We start from the raw sequence: 16,732 nt of genomic DNA, 5'->3' as shown, positions 1-16,732 counted from the left end.
AGGCAGATGGACTCCGCGCTCATTGCCGCCGTGCGGCGGTTCAACCGGACGGTCACCCAACGGGTGGGTGCGCTCGACGACGAGTACATGGCGCAGGGCCGACCCCTCGGGCAGGCCCGCCTACTCTGGGAGATCGGCCCGGCCGGCGCCGAGGTCGCGGCGTTACGCGCACGGCTCGGCCTGGACTCCGGATATCTCAGCCGCCTCCTGCGCACCCTGGAGAACGACGGGCTCGTCACCGTGGGCCCGGCCGACCAGGCCGGCGGCGACGGCCGGGTACGCGTCGCCCAGCTCACCGACGCCGGCCGTACCGAATGGGCCGAACTCGACGAGCGGTCCGACGAACTCGCCGCCTCGATCCTCCAACCGCTCACCGAGCGACGCCGCGAACGACTCGTCGCTGCCATGGCCGAGGTCGAACGCCTGCTCATCGGGTCGATGGTGGTCATCGCACCGTGCCCGCCGAGCGACCCGCGGGCCCGGGCGTGCCTGCGGGCGTACGCCCGGGACATCGGGCGACGGCTCGACGGTGGGTTCGACCCGGCGCTGAGCACGCCGGTCGACGACGAGGCGCTCGTCCCGCCCGCCGGGGTGCTCCTGCTCGCCACCCTCAATCTCGAACCCGTCGGCTGCGGCGCCGTCAAACTGCACCGCGACGGGCCCGCCGAGATCAAGCGCGTCTGGGTGGCCGACACGGTACGCGGGCTGGGTGTCGGGCGGCGGCTGCTGGACGAGCTGGAGCGGTACGCCGCCGAGCGCGGCGCGACCACGGTCCGGCTCGACACCAACCGCAACCTCACCGAGGCGATCGCCATGTATCGGGCCGCCGGCTACCGGGAGATCGAGGCGTACAACACCGAGCACTACGCGCACCACTGGTTCGAGAAGCTACTGAAGCGGTGATGGCGGGCTCGCGGAGCTACAGCCGTTCGAAACTCTCCATGCCGGCGAGTTCCAGCACCTCGGTCCGGATCGCCGGGCATTCCTGCCGGGTCTGGTCGTCGATTTGACGGCCGTTCGGCACGGGGCCCTGCTTCTCGTACCAGGAATAGAGGTTCACGGTCAGGTTGGCCATCGCGCCCGTCTCGGACCCGATCCCCTTCAGCGTCGGCAACTGGCCGTCCAGGTAGGCACACACCTCCTTCGCCGACACGGTGGAGCCGCCGGCCGGAGCGGATCCGGCCGCACTGGGCGCGGCATCGGATGCTGCCGGGGTGTCCGGCGCCGCAGCCCCGGGCTCGGGCGCGTCGGCGTTAGTGCACGCCGTCAGGGCGAACACAACGCAGAGGGCTGGCGCGATCAAGGGGTTGCTTCTCATCATTTCTCGTCCTGACCTGGTTGTTGTTGGTCAGCCCCGGCGATCGCGGTGACGAGCCACAGGCCGGTGGGCAGTCGGTAGCCGACGCCAGGTTCGCGAAACCGGTCGAGCAGCCGGACCGCCCCTGCCCGGGCCGAAACCTGCCCAGCCAGCGGGGCCGCCCGGTACGCGGCACCGGCGGGGCCGACCTCGATGAGCCATTCGGCCACCGCATCGGCGTCGTCCGGAGCGTCCAGTTCGACGTCGTACGGCGTGATCGTGACGGCGGTCCAGCCGGACCTGGTGAGGACTCGGGCGAGCCGCGTCGGGTCGGCGAAGGAGAACGGACCGGGCTCGTCACCTACCGGTAGAGGTGGTAACGGCCCGAGATGCGGTGCTGCGCCGAGCATCGCGGCGGACAGCCACGGGTTGACGCTGCCGTCGCGGAAGACGGTCGTGGCGAGGCGCCCGCCCTCGCGTAGGGATCGCCGGATCGTGGCGCAGCCGGCAACCGGATCCGCCAACAACATCAGGGTCATGCGCGAGAACGCCGCGTCGAACGGCGCTCCCGGCACGACATCGAGGGTCTCGATGTCGGCCACGAGGAACTGGATTTCCGGGTACCGCTGCCGGGCTGCGGTCACCATCGCCTCGGCGATGTCGACGCCGACCGCCGCGCCCGTTTCGCCGACCGCCCTGGCGAGCTCGGCCGTGGTGCCGCCGCAGCCGCAGCCCACGTCAAGAATCCGTTCGGCGGGCCGTGCGGCCAGTCGGTCCATTGCCGCCGCGCCCAGCGGCCGGCCGGTCTCGTCCTGCCGATCGGCGTGGCGGATCCAGCCAGCCGCCGCTGCGGCCCAGAAGGCGGCATTGCGGGACCGCAGAGCGGCGGTGTCGGCCATCAGAACGGCATCTCGGCGCCGTCGACGCTCACCGACCGGAAGCGGGCCGCCTTTGTCGGGTCGAAGCCGTCCTCCTGCGCCGCCAAGCCCGCGGCCCGCACCAGCCGCTCGGACTGGAACTGACGGAACGCCGCTTCGTCCTGCCAGATGTTCATGATCCGCCAGCCGTCCTCGGTCGGTCCGGCGACATGGGCGAGGAGCCCTGGCGGCCGGTCCGGCCCGAGGTGTCGCTCCACCTGCCGGTATTCCGCCTCGCTGACGCCGGGCATCTCCTGCAACACACCGAACGGCATCGGCCGCCGCCTCTCGATAGAGTTAGTCTCTATCCAATAGAGCACTACACTCGACCAGTGGTTGTCAAGCGAAGCTACGACTCTTCCCGCCGGCAGGAGCAGGCCCGACAGACGCGGCGAGCAATCCTCGAAGCGGCCGGCCGCCTGTTCGTCGACCCCGGCTATGCGGCTACCCCGCTGACCGCAGTCGCCGCGGAAGCCGGCGTTGCGGTCCAGACCCTGTACGCGGTGTTCGGCAGCAAGCGGCAATTGCTCTCCCAGTTGGTCGACGTCACCCTGGCTGGCGACGACGAACCAGTGGCCCTGCCGGACCGGCCCTTCGTCGCAGAGATCCGCGCGCTCGCCGACCCCTGTGCCAAACTCGTCCGTTATGCCCGCCATCTGGCCGACGTCAACGCCCGGCAGGTCCAGGTGATGCTCGCGCTGGCCGGAGCGGCCACGGCCGACCCGGACGCCGCCGAGATCTGGCGCAAGAACATCGACGACCGCCGCCGGGGAATGGCCATGTTCGCCGCCGAACTCGTCGGTACGGGAGGCCTCCGTCCCGACCTGGACGTCGACCAGGTGGCCGACATCCTCTGGCTGGCCCAGGACGTCCGCAACTTCGACTGGCTCGTCCGGCAACGCGGATGGCCGCTGGAGCGGTACCAGAGGTGGTACGTGGACACCGTCAGTGGCGCCACCATCGCCAGCCCCGGATAGCGAACTCACGGCAGCCCGCGTCCGGCGTACTTGATCGCACCGATGCCGACCGCCCGGCCCACCTCGGCCGCCTCCGCCTCGTCCAGCTTCGGATTCCAGTCCCGGGTCAGCGCAGGTGCGCAAAATCTCCTCGGCTTCGCGCTGATGCACGTCCGCGCATGCGAGCGCGACTGGACGTACCCGGTCAGCCCTTCACCGCCCCGGCGGTGAGCCCTTCGGTGAGGAAGCGCTGGCCGAGGGCGTACATGATCACTACGGGGATGCTGACGAGCAGCGACGCCGCGGCGAGTTGTCCCTGCGGTACGACGTCTCCGGCGATCATCGACTGCATCCCCACCGGTAGCGTCTTGTACTCGTCCTTCGTGATGAACACGAAGGCGAAGAGGAACTCGTTCCAGGCGTTGGTCAGGGTGAAGAGCGCGACCGCCAGCAGCCCCGGCTTGGCCAGGGGCAGCACCACCCGGCCGAACGCCTGGACGCGGCTGCAACCGTCGACCAGCGCGGCCTCCTCCAGCTCGACGGGGATCGACGAGAAGTAGCCCACCAGCAGCCAGGTGGCGAACGGCAGCGTGAAGGTCGGGTACGTCACCACCAGCGACCACAACGAGTCGGTGAGCCGCGCGCCGATGAGCATCTGGTACAGCGGGATGAACAGCAGCGCGCCCGGCATCACGTAGGTGAGCAGGACCGTGACGGTGAAGCCCTGCGCCCCGCGGAACCGCAGCCGGGCCAGCGCGTAGCCCGCCAGGGCGGCGCAGACCAGCGCCACCGCCGTGGACGCCGCGGACACCAGCAGGGTGTTGAGGTACCAGCGACCGAAGGGCTGGTTGGCGAAGAGCGCGCTGAACTGCTCGGTGGTCCACGGCGTCGGCCACAGGTCGTCGGTCCGCATCACGACCTGGCCCTCGGACTTGAAGGCCGTGACGCCGATCCAGTACAGCGGACCCAGCACGAAGAAGAGCAGCCCGGCCAGGGCGACACCGGATCCCAGGCCCGACACCACCGAGGATGCCCGGCGACCACCGCGCGACTGGAGGGCCGAAACCACCCGGCCGACCGCCGCGGCGATCAGCAGGATCACCCCGAGGACCACCGCCGCCTTCCAGAAGATCTGTGGCGATGCCCAGGCCAGCAGGCCGGTGACCACCGCCGCGACGACCCACGGCAGGGCCTTGCGCGCCGTCGGGGTCCACCGCGTGCCGACCCACCGCGCTGCGCGGCGTGGCCGGGGCAGTTTCGCCCCCGAGTCCTGGCGCAACAGCCGGACCAGGACGAACACCAGCCCGCCGATGACCGGCAGCATGACGAGCGTGACGGCCGCGCCCGCGCCGTACTGCAACTGCAGAATCGCCTTCGAGTACGCGACGAGCACGTACGGCGCGGTCACGTCACCCGGGCCGCCCTGGGTCAGCAGCCAGACCAGGTCGAAGTTGTTGAACGTCCAGATCGACGACAGGGTCACCGTCACGGTGATGACGTGACGGAGGCCGGGCAGCGTCACGTTGACGAACCGCTGCAACGACGAGGCCCCGTCGATGGTCGCCGCCTCGTACAGGTCCGCCGGGATGGCCTTCAACCCCGCCAGGAAACACACGGTGAAGAACGGCACCCCCTTCCAGACGTTGACGAGGATCACCGACGGCATGGCCAGCGACGGGTCGGACAGCCAGCCCGCCGGCCAGCTGTCGACCAGGTGCGCGCTGGCCAGCAGTGGTCCGATCCCGGTGGTGGTGAGCAGCGTGTTGACGCTGCCGAAGATGGGGTCGAGCAGCGCGCGCCAACTGAACGCCGTCACCACCGTCGGCACCACCCACGGCACCAGCAGCAACCCCGCCAGCACCGCCCGGCCGCGGCGCCGGTGGTGCAGCAGCAGGGCCGCGGCCAGCCCGAGCACCACCTTGAAGATCTCGGCGTACGCGGTGAAGACGAACGAGTTCACCACGCCCGTGTGGAACTGGTCGTCGCCGACGAGGTGGAGGTAGTTGTCCAGGCCGACGAACACGGTGTCCTGCCCGTGCCGTTCCGTGGTGCTGGTGACGATCGACCGGGCGATCGGCACGAGGACGAGCCCGCCGACCAGTACGGCCATGGGCGCGAGAAACAGTGCGGCCAGTCGCCAGTCACGCCCCAGCCGCCGCTGGACCGCCGTGAGGGAGCCGGGTCCCGGCGGCGGGGACTTCCTCGCCGCCGGGGCCCGCGCAGGACGGACCGACCTCACTGTGGCAGCCCCTGCTGGTTGAAGATCTGCACCATCTTGGTGTGGGCGGCCTTCACGGCCTGCGCCGGCGCCGTGCCCTGCACGACCTGCTGCATCATGTCGGTGAGGACGTACGCCGCGCCGACGGCCTGCTGGCCGGCGCTGGCCTTCTGCGGGAAGGCCAGGCCGTTCTTCGTGTTCAGCGGCAGCTTCAGTTCGGTGATCTTGCGCAGCATGGGGAACGCCGGGTCGCCGCTGGTGAAGAACGGGTCGGCGTCCCAGACCTTCTCCCAGGCGGGCATCACCAGGCCGGGCGCCTCCTTCGCCACGCCGAGCAGCGCCGGCGCGCTGACCAGGTACTGCGCCAGGAGCTTGGCGAGCCCGGGGTTCTTGGCGCCCTTGAAGACGACGAAGCCCTGCGACTGGCCGAGCAGCAGGGGATTGTTGGTCGCCGGCCCGATGCAGTCGGAGAACACGTGGGTGTTCGCGTACACCGGGTTCTTCTTGGTCCGGGAGTCCGCGTAGACGCTGAACTGGTTGCGGGTGTAACCGAGGATCCCCGCGAGCCAGTTCTCGTTGTTGCTGGTGTCGGTCCAGCTCGCGATCCCCGGCGGCAGCATCGGCTTGTACTTGGGATTCGTGTAGATGTCGCCCAGGAAGGTCACCGCCTGCACCGTCTCGGGGGAGTCGAACGTGACCTTCCGGCCGTCGTTGGAGGCGATCGACCCGCCGTAAGCGTTGATCAGCGCCTCGATCATGCCGTTGCCGTCACCGGACCGGTTCACCGTCATGCCCCAGCCGAACCGGCGCTTGCCCGGGTCGGAGATCTCCAGGCAGAGGTCCCGCAGCTCCTCCCAGCTGTAGATGTCCTTGGGCGTGATGCCCTTGTCCTGCATCCAGTCCTTGCGCAGGAACGATCCGATCCCGATGAAGTGGTACGGGATGGCGAACCACCTGCCGTCGAAGACGCAGAAGTTCGTGGCCTCGGCGGAGGGTTGGCCGTACTTGGCGGTCAACGCCTGTACGACGTCCGTCACGTCCTCCAGGTCACCCAGCGCCTGGAACTGCGCGACGAACCGTGAGTCGGTCATGAACGCCAGGTCGCGCGCCACCCCGCCCTTGACCTCGGCGTCGATCTTGGCCACCACGTCACCGGCGTCGGCCTGGACCAGACTGTTCTCGATCTTCGTGCCGGTGGTGTCGGCGAACTTCTTGACCGAGCTGTCGAGAGCCTCGTTCGCCGCCGTCGAATACAGCTTCTGCGACAGCATCCCCATCGAGGAGCCCTTCATCGACGACGCGGCGTCGATCAGCTCCTGAGGAACGTCCGGCTGCACCTTGCTGGGCGATTCGGAGCTGCCCCCACACGCGGCCAGGCCGGTCGCGCCGAGCACGCCCACCCCCACCCCCAGAAAGCCGCGCCGAGACCACGCCGGCTTTTCTTCCATGGACATTCGCCTCCTTCATTTCCCCGCGTACGGCTGCACGCCGAAGGCTCACCTGGCGGACACCGCGATGGTTGGGTTCCAGTTGGGTTTCTGTGGCGGCGACCACGGACGGTCGCCCGTCGAAATCAGTTCGTGCGTGGGTCGCCACGGTGGCGAGCGGGCCCGCCTACCACCGGGGGACGTCCGCTCGCGCACGCTTCGCCCGGGCCACTCGCGACATTTCGGGAGCCGCACGTCGGGCAGCGCGACGAGAGCGAGGCGATCGGCGACCGGGCCGAGATGGTGGCGCTGACGTTCCAGTTCGGTCGGGTCACGGGACCACCGCCGTTCGAAATTTCGAACTAGGTTCGATATACCGGATCGAGTGGACGCGACGCTAGAGCACCGAACTGAGTAATGTCAATGTTTCGATGTTGTTTCGAGCCGAAAGCGGGAGGTCGGCTATCGCGACTGGGCCCGGTAGCCCATGCGAGCCGACAGCGCGGCAGCGCCCTCCCGAACCAGCCCGGTCCACTCCACCTGCACCTGAGGCGTCCAGCGAATGATCGGCGCGGACAGGCTCATCGCGGCGATGGTGGCACCAGAATGGTCCCGGATCGCCGCCGCGACGCAGCGCATCGCGCTGTCCGACTCGCCGACGTCGACCGCGACGCCCTCCGCCCGGACACCGTCGAGATGCGCACGGAGAAGGTCCGGGTCGGTGATGCTGGCCGGCGTCATCCCCGGCAGAGGATCCTTCGACAGGACGGCGTCCAGGTCCGCCTGACCGAGGGCCGACAGCAGTACCTTGCCGACCGCCGTGCAGTGGGCCGGCAGCCGCAGCCCGACACCGGAAACCATCCGCACGGGGTGCGTGCTGTCGAACTTGACGAGGTAGATGACATCGGCGCCGTCGAGCACCGCCACATGAACCGCCTCGTCGCACTTGGCGGCCACGTCCCGTACGACGCCCTGCGCCTCGCGTACCAGATCAAGCCGGCCGGCGAACGCCGCGCCCAGCTGGAACAGCGGCATGCCGAGCCGATACTGCACCGGCTGGCCCGGTACGGAGATCAGATACGAGCGAGCCTCAAGGGTGACGAGCAGTTCGTGGACGGTGGTGCGGGGCAGATCGAGCCGCTCCATCACCTGGCGGGCCGACAGTTGGGGGCAATCCAGGAACAGTTCGAGGACGTCAAGCGCGCGGATGACTGCCGGTACCACACGGGGCATGTCGAAAGTCCCTTCGCAGTGCCGGACTCGTGCCAACGATCTCCACACGGACCAGCACCTGAAGAGGATAGCTACGTCATCCCCGAGCGCCACCGCCGAGCAGCAAGGGGGCGCTCACAAGCGTTCGGGGGTCCGGATTCCAAGCAGGTGCAGGCCCTGCCGAAGCACCCGGGCGGTCAGGTCGCAGAGCACCAATCGGCTGTCCCGGACGGGCCCCTCGGCCCGCAGCACCGGACACCGTTCGTAGAACGCGCTGAATGCCGCGGCCAGCCGGTACAGGTAGCTGGCGAGGTGATGGAACTCCAGGTTGTCCGCCACCTCGCCGACCACCCGGGCGAAGCCGACCAGCTCGAAGGCCAGCGCCCGTTCCGCCGGCTCGGCCAGCGAGACGGCCGCGTCCGGCCGGGCCGCCACCCCGGCTCGCCGAAAGATCGACCGGATCCGGGAGTACGCGTACTGGAGGTAGGGCGCGGTGTTGCCGTCCAGGGACAGCATCCGCTCCCAGTCGAGCACGTAATCCCGGTGCCGGTCGTTGGACAGGTCGGCGTACTTGATCGCACCGATGCCGACGGCCCGGCCCACCTCGGCCGCCTCCGCCTCGCTGAGGTCCGGATTCCGGTCCCGGGTCAGCGCGGTGGCCCTCGCGATCGCCTCCTCCAGCAGCCCGACCAGCTTCACCGACCCGCCAGCCCGGCTGCGCAGCATCCGCCCGTCCGACCCGAGGATCGAACCGAACCCGACATGCTCGGCCCGGGCCGGCGGCGCCAGCCAACCGGCCTGTGCGGCGACGGCGTACACCATCTCGAAGTGCCGCCGTTGCGGCAGCCCGACCACGTAGAGCAGTCGGGTCGCGCCCAGCGCGCCGGTCCGCTGCCGGATCGCCGCCAGGTCGGTCGCCGCGTACCCGTACCCGCCGTCGGACTTGCGCACGATCAGCGGCAGCGGCTCGCCGTCCCGGCCCACCGAGCCGGGCGGGAACACACAGGCCGCGCCGTCGCTCTCGCGCAGCAGGCCGAGCCGACCCAGGTCCTCGACCACCGGGGCGAGCAGGTCGTTGTAGCTGCTCTCGCCGTGGAAGTCCCGCTCGGTGAGGGTCACGTCGAGCCTGTCGTACACGGTCAGGAAGTACCGCTCGGACTGCTCCACCAGCAGCCGCCACAGCCGCAGCGTCACCGGATCGCCGCCCTGCAGGGCCACCACTCGCAGCCGGGACCGCTCGGCGAACGCCTCGTCGGCGTCGAACTTTGCCCGAGCCGCCTTGTAGAACGAGTCCAGGTCCCCCATGGACAGCTCGTGTGCGGCCTCGGCCTCGCCCAGGTCGGCCAGATGCTCGATCAGCATGCCGAAGGGCGTGCCCCAGTCGCCCAGGTGATTGGCCCGCAGCACCCGGTGCCCCAGCCATTCCAGCAGCCGGGCCGCCGCGTCGCCGATCACCGTCGAGCGCAGGTGCCCGACGTGCATCTCCTTCGCCACGTTCGGCGCCGAGTAGTCGATGACCACGGTCTCCGGCTCGGCGGTCACCGGCACACCCAGCCGCGGGTGGGTGGCGAGCGCGGACACCAGCCGGGCCAGGACCGCGTCGGCGACGGTCAGGTTGAGAAAGCCCGGCCCGGACACCTCGGCGACACCGCACACGTCGGCCAGGTCGGCGTACTGCAACACCTCGGCGGCGACGTCGCGCGGCGGCCGGCCGAGCCGCCGGGCCAACGCCAGCGCCGCGTCGGACTGGAAGTCCGCGCGCGGGGACCGCCGCACGACCGGGTCGATCGGTGCGCCGGCCACCGTCGCGAACGCCGGCGCCAGCCGGTCGGTCAGCAGCTTTTCCAGATCCATGGGTACGCCGATCTCGCTCGGATCCGCCGCTCGCGGATCACCGGAAGGGGATGCGGGCGGACCGAGGACGATCGGTGCTGACCGGCGGCTCGATCCGCCGGTCGCAGGTGAGGGATGCTCAGCGCGGGCGGTCGCAGGACCGCCGGCGTCGCAGCGCGCCGAACAGGACGTCAGGGGACGCCGTCGGGAACGCGTACGAGCTGGACATGGCGTCAACCTAACCAGCCGACCCGGGGGCCGTGCAACGCCATTGACGTCCGACCGGGCCGACGGCGGTGACGGCGGTCACACCGGTGCGGGACCCGATCACGAGGAGGTCGTCGTCTTACCTGATGTGAGACGAAGTCTGGACGCGGCCGACGAGCAGGAACTCGTACGCCGCGTGGCCCACGGTGACCGGCGGGCCTTCGACGAGCTGTACCGGCGCACCGCACCCTGGCTGGAGGTGCGGCTGCGGCGGCGGTGCGCCGACCCCGACGTGGTCGCCGACGTCCTCCAGGAGACCTACCTGACGGTGTGGCGGGCGGCTGGCAGCTTCGCCGGCGACCAGGTCAGCGGCAGCGCCGTCGGCTGGTTGTGGACCATCGCCGCGCACCGCCTGGTCGACGCGTTCCGGCGTCGCTCCCGGCAGGCCCGGGTGCCGCAGGTGCATCCGGTCGAGACGGTGGTGCCCGCCGCCGAGGACGAGGTGCTGGCCGGCCGGGTCGGGCAGGAACTCGAACAGGCCCTCGCCGTGCTGCCGCCCGAGGTCCGCGCGGTGCTGCGCGCCACAGTCCTCGACGGCTTCACCGTCCGCGAGACGTCCGTGCTGCTGGGCGTACCCGAGAACACCGTCAAGTCCCGGATCCGCCGCGCCCGGATCGTCCTGCGGGAGGCCCTGTCATGACCACGCATCCCACCCTGAATGAGATCGACCGCTACGCCGAGGGCGATCCCGGCCTCGACGAGGCGACCGTCTGGTCGATCGAGGTGCACCTGGAGGACTGCGCCGACTGCCGCGCCCGCCTGGCCGGCAGCACCACTGCTGAGTCGCGGGCCCTGGTCGCCGAGGTCGCGGCAGCCGTCGACCGTGGGATCGCCGCCGGCCCCGCCCCACGATCCAGGGCCTTCTTCCGTACGCCGGTACGGCAGCGCTGGTTCGTGGCGGCGCTGCTGCCGTGGGTCGCCATGACCGCCGGCGTGCTCGGCACCGCGGCCCTGCTCACGTACTTCCTGTCCGAGTTGCCGTCGATCGTTTTGCTGCTCGCGCCCCTGGCACCGCTGCCCGGGGTCGCGGCCGCCTGGAGCAGACGCGTCGACCCGGCCTGGGAGCTGATCGTCGGCACCCCGTCGGCCGGTCTGACGATGCTGCTGCGCCGTACCGCAGTGGTGCTCGTCCTCGTCATCCCGGTGCTCGCCGCGTTCGCCGCCCTCGGCGCCAGCCGGGCGGACCCCGCGCTGATGCTGCTGCCGTGTCTGGCCTTCACCGCCGCCACGCTGCTGCTCGGCTCCCTCGTCGGCGTCCACCGCGCCGCGATCGGCCTGATGGTGGCCTGGGCCGCCGCCGTGGTCGCGCCCAGCCTCGCCACCGCCGAACTGCCGGTGCTCCTGGAACCGGCGGCCACCGGCGGGTGGGCCGTCGTCACTGTCGTGCTGGCCGCCCTGACCCTCCTGCGCGCCAACAGCTTCCGGCGCCTCACCTCGTTCTGAAGGGAACCACCATGCGAGCGGTGAGTACGGCCGAAACGGCCACCACCATCCATCCCTGGGCCATTCACGCCGAGGCGCTGAAGGTGCGGGCCGGCCGCCACCTGGCCGTCGACGGGCTCGACCTGAGCCTGGGCACCGGCGTGCACGGCCTGCTGGGGCGCAACGGCGCGGGCAAGACGACGTTGATGCGTGCCCTCGCCACGGTGCTCAAGCCGGCCGGAGGTCGACTCACAGTGCTCGGCAGTTCGGTCGACGGCCGTGCCGACCTGCGCCAGGCCCGGCGCGCGCTGGGCTACCTGCCGCAGCACTTCGGCTACTACCCGCGGTTCACGGTGCGCGAGTTCGTGTCGTACCTGGCCTGGTTGAAGGAGATGCCGAAGGCCGACATCGCGGCGGCCACACAGCGCGCGATCGACCGCGTGGGACTCAGCGCCAAGGCCGACGCCAAGCTCAGGACGCTGTCCGGCGGGATGCTGCGCCGGGCCGGCGTAGCCCAGGCCATCGTCAACGACCCGCAGGTGCTGCTGCTGGACGAGCCGACCGTCGGCCTCGACCCCGAACAGCGCCTCGACCTGCGCGAGTTGCTGCGCGACCTGGGTACGGACGCCTGCGTACTGGTCTCCACCCACCTCGTCGAGGACGTGGTCGCCGCCTGCACCGAGGTCGTGCTGATCAACGAGGGTCGGCTGGTGTGGCAGGGCACACCCGCCGCCCTGGCCGACCAGGGCGACGAACACCACCCGGGCGACAGCCCCGCCGAACGCGGCTACTCGGCCCTGCTCCGCCGCCACCACGCGGAGGCCGCCCGATGAGTGTCCTGGGGATCGAACTGCGGCGCTCCGCCGCGGCCGGCGCCGCCCTGCTCGCGTTGGCGGTCGGCGTCGCCGCCCTCTACATCGCCCCGGGGCGCTGGTCGGAGGGCTGGATGTCCCTCACGCTGACCGTGAAGGAGTACATGATTCTGCTGTGGCCGATCGCCCTGGCCGCCGGAGCGTGGCAGGGCCGCCGCGAGCACCGGGCCAAGGTCGGCGAACTGTTCGCCACCACACCCCGGTCGCGCATCCGCCGGATGCTGCCGGTCCTCGTCGCGATGGGATCCTCGGTCGGGCTCGCCTTCCTGCTCGTGGTCGCCGCGGGCGGCATGCGGATCGCGTCGACCGCCGCCTACTTCCCGCCGGACGTCGTCGCCATCACGCTTGTCGGCGCGCTCTGCCTCGTCGCGGCGGCCTGGCTCGGCCTGGGTATCGGGCGGCTGCTGCCCACTCTGGTGACCGCTCCCGTGCTCGCCGTGGCAGGTGTGCTGCTGGTCTTCTTCGCCACGATCATGCGGCCCGACTGGATGGGCGCGATCCTGTCCCCCGCCTACGGCAGCAACCCGTTCTACCCGTTCCAGACCATCGATGCGCGCGTCACCGCCGTGCTCGCCCTCTTCATGGGAGGGCTCGCGCTGACCGGCGTACTCCTGCTGGTCGCCGGGGGCCGACGGGCCTCGGTGGCCGCCGTGCTGCCGGTGCTGCTCGGCTTCGGCGCCGCGGCGGCGATCGTCCCCCGCGACGACGCAGCCCTCGTCGCACCTGTCGACCCCGTCGCCCGCGAACTCGTCTGCACCGACGACGCGCCGAAGGTCTGCGTCACCCGCGTCCACGCGAACGTGCTGGACGCGCTGACCCCACTCGCCCGCCAGGGCCTGTCCGTCCTCGCGAAAATGCCGAACGCCCCCACGCAGGCGCACGAGGACAGGCGGGCCTTGTTCCTCGAGGACGTGCCCACTCGCGACGCCGACATCGTCACGATCGACGTCCGGATCGACGACCACGGCGGCCTGGCCCACCCCGACGCCGTGGTCCCCGAGATGGTCTTCGGCCTGGGCACCGGGTACGGCAACGGGGAATGCGAGCGCAACGGCGCGGTCGAACGGGCAGCCGCCTACCACCTGCTCGGCCGCGAGCCGGTCTCCGACGTCGGCGTCATTCCCGAGATGATCGAGGAGGATCCGCAGCTCAACGCCGAGGCGGTCACCCTGTGGCAGGGCCTGCAGAGGCTACCGGCACCGGAGGCGATCGCCCGCGTGACGGCGGTACGCGACGCGATCCTGGCCTGCCGGGACACCACCGGACTGCTGTCGCGATGACCCTCCACCTGCGCGCACGACGCGTACCCCTGGCACTGGCCGCGTCCGTCGGCGCCGCAGCCCTGATCTGGGCGCTGTGGCTGACCCTCGCCAAGGAGCGCGACGCCATCCTCCTGCTCGTCGTACTGACGGTCATGCTGATGGTGGCGGTCCTGTCGACCACGCTGGCCGCCCCGGACGAAGACCTGGAACGCACAGCCGCACTGCACTGGCCGTGGCGCCGAGCCGTGCATCTGCTGGCCGCGCTGGCGCTCGTACTCGTCGTGCTGCTCGCCACCCAGCCCACCGGTGCCCGTTTCGGCCCCGCCGCGCTGGTGGTCCGCGACTCCGCCGGCCTGCTCGGCCTGACCGCTCTCTGCGCGGCGGTCGTGGGCGCGGCCCGCGCGTGGTTCCTCCCCATGGGCTGGGCGGTGGCCGCCGCCATGTTCCCCCAGCCGAGCACGTGGGGCGCGCTCGCCACCTGGGCCGGCCAACCCCACACCAGCCGACCGGCGGCGGCGGTCGCGGCCGTCCTGGCGGTCACCGGCCTGGTGACGTACGCGATGCGCGGAGCCGCCCGACGCGAGTGACGGTGGGGCTCAGGATCCGGTCGGCTGGTATCTGCGCAGCGCGGCCTCGGTGACCTGGGTGAGCAGCTGCTCGTTGCCGGGCTTGTTGCTCTCCTCCTGGATCACCACCAGAGTGGTTCCGATCCGGACGAGCAGGACGTCGCACTTCAGCACGTCAGCGCCCGACGTCGCGGTGCAGCTGACGTGGACACTCTCATCGCCCAACCGAGGCCCTGGCGTCAAGGAGTAGCGGTAGCTGCCGACCTGGGCGGACGGCGAAGCGGTGGGACATCGGTCGATGAAGGCTCGCAGGTCGGCCATCGCTCGTCGGGCACCGTCGTCGGCGTAGGTCCGGAGGACTTCGGTGCCCACCCAGAAGTCATCGGGACCCGCGTCGTAGCTGAGGGTGGCTGCGGCGATCGCTGACGGAGTGCCGGTCAGCCGACGGGCAGACAGCAGCGGGATCATCTCGTCCGTACAGGATGAGTCGCCGCCGGGATGGTTGTCCCCAGCATCCGGCGCCATGACAGTCGCGATGTCCACAGCGAACCGGGGCGGTAGCGACTCCGCGGTCACCAAGCGTGCGGACAGCGCGGCGGAGTACCCGGACCCGCCCGTCGCCGGAACTGCCAGGGGCGGTGGCTTCGTAGCCGAGCCTGTCGTCGGCTTCGCCTCGCTCGCTGGTCGGTCTGCCGTTGAAGAAGCGCACGCCGCCACCATGGAGACGGTCACCACCGCGACCAACCAACGCAGCACCATCCTGGGCACGGACAGACTCCACTTCTCGCAGGACGCGTCAAGCTACCAGCGCGCGCGGCCACGTTTGCAACCTCGGGCGACGATCCATGCGCGGCTGCCGGCGGACACCCTCGTCCGGCCCTGCTCGCCTCGCCCCGTACGATCGCGAGCTTGTTCGCACTGCAGGGAGCCCATGAGATCCGCGTGCGGCCCGCCCCGGCAGCTCCCATGCTGAAAGTAGGTTTCGTCAATGGCATGCCGTATCGGTGAGCTCGTGCTCAAGTGCCGCGACCCCGAGGTGCTGGCGCGGTTCTGGTGCGAGGTCCTGGACTTCATAGTGCTCGATCGCGAAGAGGGGGTCTACATCGAGATTGGCCCGCGCGAAGGGTTCGGCGGCCCGCAGCCGACGATCTTCCTGATCCGCAACGACGAGCCGAAGAACGGGCATGCCCGGCTGCACATCGACGTCAACCCCACCGACCGAGATCAGGACGCTGAGCTCGAGCGTCTCCTGGCCGCCGGGGCCAAACTCGTCGACATCGGTCAGCCTGCGGATGCGTCCTGGCACGTCCTCGCCGATCCGGAAGGCAACGAATTCTGCCTGCTCAAGCGCCGCCTCGACCCACTCTGACGGCCCTTGCCCAAACGATCGACGCAGCCGCCACCCCGCAGCCGCCGACAAGATCTGGCGACCCCCATCAATAGCTGGGCGGCCGGGTGGATGCTCGACCCGCCCCGCGTCGCATGCGTGTTGGTGAAGCATTGACCCGCCAGCGGAACCTCGGCATCCCGTCGCCGCCGACCCGCCCTTGTGGGAGCGGGCCGCCGTCGGGGCCGCCACGGCAACCTCCTGCGGCAGGCAAATGGCAAGCGGCGGGAACCCTCCACCAGCCAAGATCGGACCTAGGTTGTGCCAGGGTTGTGCCTGATGATCTTCGACCGGAGTTGTTGCAGCTCAGAGGGGGTCTTCAGATGGGGTCTGTGGTGGGCCGCCAGGGACTCGAACCCTGAACCTATGGATTGCCGGCGAGTCGGTGGATCGGGCGTTGTTCGAGGTCATCCGGACTGCTGGCGCCCGTCTCGGTCCGGTTCGGCTGGCACGGTTGCTGTACTTCGCTGCTGTACTGCTGGCATCAGACGAAGCGCTGGATGCGGACCTTTGGGCGCTCGTTCCTGAGGTGGCCGTGCTTGTGCTGGCGGACCTGCTCGTCCCAGACCTCCTGGTCGTAGTCGGGGTCCGGTGGGATCCACTTGTGGGAGCCGTCGCTGTAGTGGAACTTTTCGTCGCCGGGTCGAAGGATGCTCATCGGGTCCAGCCGAGGAAGCGGTGGTGCAGGTGGCCGGCGGGGACTTGGGAGAGGTCCTGGGCGGCGTCGACGAGATGGGCAGCCAGGTAGAGGGCGAGTGACACGGAGGCTCCGTCGTACTCCGCTCGCAGCTCTCGCCGGCGGGTGTGACAGGGCCAGTCGGCACCACAGTCGCCGCAGGTCCAGGCCGGCGTGATCGGGGGGTGGTACGTCACTTCGGCTCCCCCCGCTCGGCCGGCGGTTCCGGTGATGGAGCGGATAGCCGGCCGCCCTCTGAGGGCCAGTGACCCCGGTTGATCGGGATTCGATGCCTCGTGTGGCAGGGCAACTCGCCCCCGCATCGGCAGACCTTCCGCCATCGCTGCCATGACCAGACCGGCCGGTGCCGCCTTGCCAGGGTTAGCGCGACGGCCACTAAGTACTCCTCGTACGACACGC

At 70.4% G+C, this 16,732-nt stretch carries 18 protein-coding genes; 8 read left to right on the top strand and 10 right to left on the bottom strand.

Going from position 1 to position 16,732, the window contains the following annotated elements:
- Nucleotides 1-6 precede the first annotated feature (6 nt).
- Entirely contained in the window at nucleotides 7-903 is an 897-nt protein-coding gene (locus ACGGAQ_RS05650) for a GNAT family N-acetyltransferase (RefSeq protein ID WP_393044910.1), read from the top strand.
- Nucleotides 904-919: 16 nt separating this feature from the next.
- Here the strand turns inward: ACGGAQ_RS05650 and ACGGAQ_RS05645 are convergent, their stop codons facing one another.
- From ACGGAQ_RS05645 to ACGGAQ_RS05635, 3 genes are read right to left on the bottom strand one after another with little or no spacing between them, the layout of a single operon-like run.
- Entirely contained in the window at nucleotides 920-1,321 is a 402-nt protein-coding gene (locus ACGGAQ_RS05645; protein WP_393044909.1) for a hypothetical protein, read from the bottom strand.
- Entirely contained in the window at nucleotides 1,318-2,196 is an 879-nt protein-coding gene (locus ACGGAQ_RS05640; RefSeq protein WP_393044907.1) for a class I SAM-dependent methyltransferase, read from the bottom strand. Before ACGGAQ_RS05640 ends, ACGGAQ_RS05645 begins: the two co-directional genes overlap by 4 nt.
- Complete coding sequence (locus ACGGAQ_RS05635) at nucleotides 2,196-2,489, bottom strand: hypothetical protein (protein WP_393044905.1); 294 nt, start codon at nucleotides 2,487-2,489, stop codon at nucleotides 2,196-2,198. Before ACGGAQ_RS05635 ends, ACGGAQ_RS05640 begins: the two co-directional genes overlap by 1 nt.
- A gap of 57 nt (nucleotides 2,490-2,546) precedes the next feature.
- On the opposite strand from ACGGAQ_RS05635, the gene ACGGAQ_RS05630 reads away from it, so the two are divergent.
- Nucleotides 2,547-3,191, top strand: coding sequence for a TetR/AcrR family transcriptional regulator (locus ACGGAQ_RS05630; protein ID WP_393044903.1), 645 nt, complete (start codon nucleotides 2,547-2,549; stop codon nucleotides 3,189-3,191).
- Nucleotides 3,192-3,375: 184 nt separating this feature from the next.
- Here ACGGAQ_RS05630 and ACGGAQ_RS05625 read toward each other — a convergent pair whose 3' ends face one another.
- From ACGGAQ_RS05625 to argS, 4 genes are all read right to left on the bottom strand, one after another.
- On the bottom strand, nucleotides 3,376-5,280 hold the full coding sequence (locus tag ACGGAQ_RS05625) for an ABC transporter permease subunit (RefSeq protein ID WP_393044901.1): 1,905 nt from the start codon (nucleotides 5,278-5,280) through the stop codon (nucleotides 3,376-3,378).
- 125 nt (nucleotides 5,281-5,405) lie between these two features.
- Nucleotides 5,406-6,842 (bottom strand): extracellular solute-binding protein, encoded by a 1,437-nt coding sequence (locus tag ACGGAQ_RS05620; RefSeq protein WP_393044899.1) that lies wholly within the window; start codon nucleotides 6,840-6,842, stop codon nucleotides 5,406-5,408.
- Nucleotides 6,843-7,277: 435 nt separating this feature from the next.
- Complete coding sequence (locus ACGGAQ_RS05615) at nucleotides 7,278-8,084, bottom strand: IclR family transcriptional regulator (protein ID WP_393044898.1); 807 nt, start codon at nucleotides 8,082-8,084, stop codon at nucleotides 7,278-7,280.
- Between the two features lie 78 nt (nucleotides 8,085-8,162).
- Nucleotides 8,163-9,881: an arginine--tRNA ligase gene (gene argS / locus ACGGAQ_RS05610; protein WP_393044896.1), complete on the bottom strand. Its 1,719-nt coding sequence runs from the start codon at nucleotides 9,879-9,881 to the stop codon at nucleotides 8,163-8,165.
- A gap of 334 nt (nucleotides 9,882-10,215) precedes the next feature.
- Between argS and ACGGAQ_RS05605 the strand changes: the two genes are divergently transcribed.
- The 5 genes from ACGGAQ_RS05605 to ACGGAQ_RS05585 are packed head-to-tail and all read left to right on the top strand — an operon-like array spanning nucleotide 10,216 to nucleotide 14,270.
- The gene (locus ACGGAQ_RS05605) at nucleotides 10,216-10,767 is read left to right on the top strand and encodes an RNA polymerase sigma factor (protein ID WP_393044894.1); all 552 of its coding nucleotides are present in this window, start codon (nucleotides 10,216-10,218) and stop codon (nucleotides 10,765-10,767) included.
- Nucleotides 10,764-11,570, top strand: coding sequence for a hypothetical protein (locus ACGGAQ_RS05600; RefSeq protein ID WP_393044892.1), 807 nt, complete (start codon nucleotides 10,764-10,766; stop codon nucleotides 11,568-11,570). The genes ACGGAQ_RS05605 and ACGGAQ_RS05600 overlap by 4 nt, the downstream gene beginning before the upstream one ends.
- A gap of 11 nt (nucleotides 11,571-11,581) precedes the next feature.
- Nucleotides 11,582-12,382, top strand: a complete 801-nt coding sequence (locus tag ACGGAQ_RS05595) for an ATP-binding cassette domain-containing protein (protein ID WP_393044890.1) — start codon at nucleotides 11,582-11,584, stop codon at nucleotides 12,380-12,382.
- Nucleotides 12,379-13,701, top strand: coding sequence for a hypothetical protein (locus ACGGAQ_RS05590; protein WP_393044888.1), 1,323 nt, complete (start codon nucleotides 12,379-12,381; stop codon nucleotides 13,699-13,701). Before ACGGAQ_RS05595 ends, ACGGAQ_RS05590 begins: the two co-directional genes overlap by 4 nt.
- The gene (locus ACGGAQ_RS05585) at nucleotides 13,698-14,270 is read left to right on the top strand and encodes a hypothetical protein (RefSeq protein WP_393044886.1); all 573 of its coding nucleotides are present in this window, start codon (nucleotides 13,698-13,700) and stop codon (nucleotides 14,268-14,270) included. The genes ACGGAQ_RS05590 and ACGGAQ_RS05585 overlap by 4 nt, the downstream gene beginning before the upstream one ends.
- Before the next feature lie 9 nt (nucleotides 14,271-14,279).
- Here the strand turns inward: ACGGAQ_RS05585 and ACGGAQ_RS05580 are convergent, their stop codons facing one another.
- On the bottom strand, nucleotides 14,280-14,774 hold the full coding sequence (locus ACGGAQ_RS05580; RefSeq protein WP_393044884.1) for a hypothetical protein: 495 nt from the start codon (nucleotides 14,772-14,774) through the stop codon (nucleotides 14,280-14,282).
- A 463-nt stretch (nucleotides 14,775-15,237) separates the two neighbouring features.
- Between ACGGAQ_RS05580 and ACGGAQ_RS05575 the strand changes: the two genes are divergently transcribed.
- Nucleotides 15,238-15,618 (top strand): VOC family protein, encoded by a 381-nt coding sequence (locus ACGGAQ_RS05575; RefSeq protein WP_073837923.1) that lies wholly within the window; start codon nucleotides 15,238-15,240, stop codon nucleotides 15,616-15,618.
- A 502-nt stretch (nucleotides 15,619-16,120) separates the two neighbouring features.
- Here ACGGAQ_RS05575 and ACGGAQ_RS05570 read toward each other — a convergent pair.
- Complete coding sequence (locus ACGGAQ_RS05570; RefSeq protein WP_393044882.1) at nucleotides 16,121-16,294, bottom strand: hypothetical protein; 174 nt, start codon at nucleotides 16,292-16,294, stop codon at nucleotides 16,121-16,123.
- On the bottom strand, nucleotides 16,291-16,509 hold the full coding sequence (locus ACGGAQ_RS05565; RefSeq protein ID WP_393044880.1) for a flavin reductase: 219 nt from the start codon (nucleotides 16,507-16,509) through the stop codon (nucleotides 16,291-16,293). The genes ACGGAQ_RS05570 and ACGGAQ_RS05565 overlap by 4 nt, the downstream gene beginning before the upstream one ends.
- Nucleotides 16,510-16,732: the final 223 nt, after the last annotated feature.

Origin of the sequence: Micromonospora sp. NPDC047557 (genome assembly GCF_043205095.1) — a bacterium.
GTDB lineage: Bacteria > Actinomycetota > Actinomycetes > Mycobacteriales > Micromonosporaceae > Micromonospora.
The sequence above is the reverse complement of the archived record's forward strand: the minus strand, read 5'-3'. Positions and strand labels throughout refer to the sequence as shown.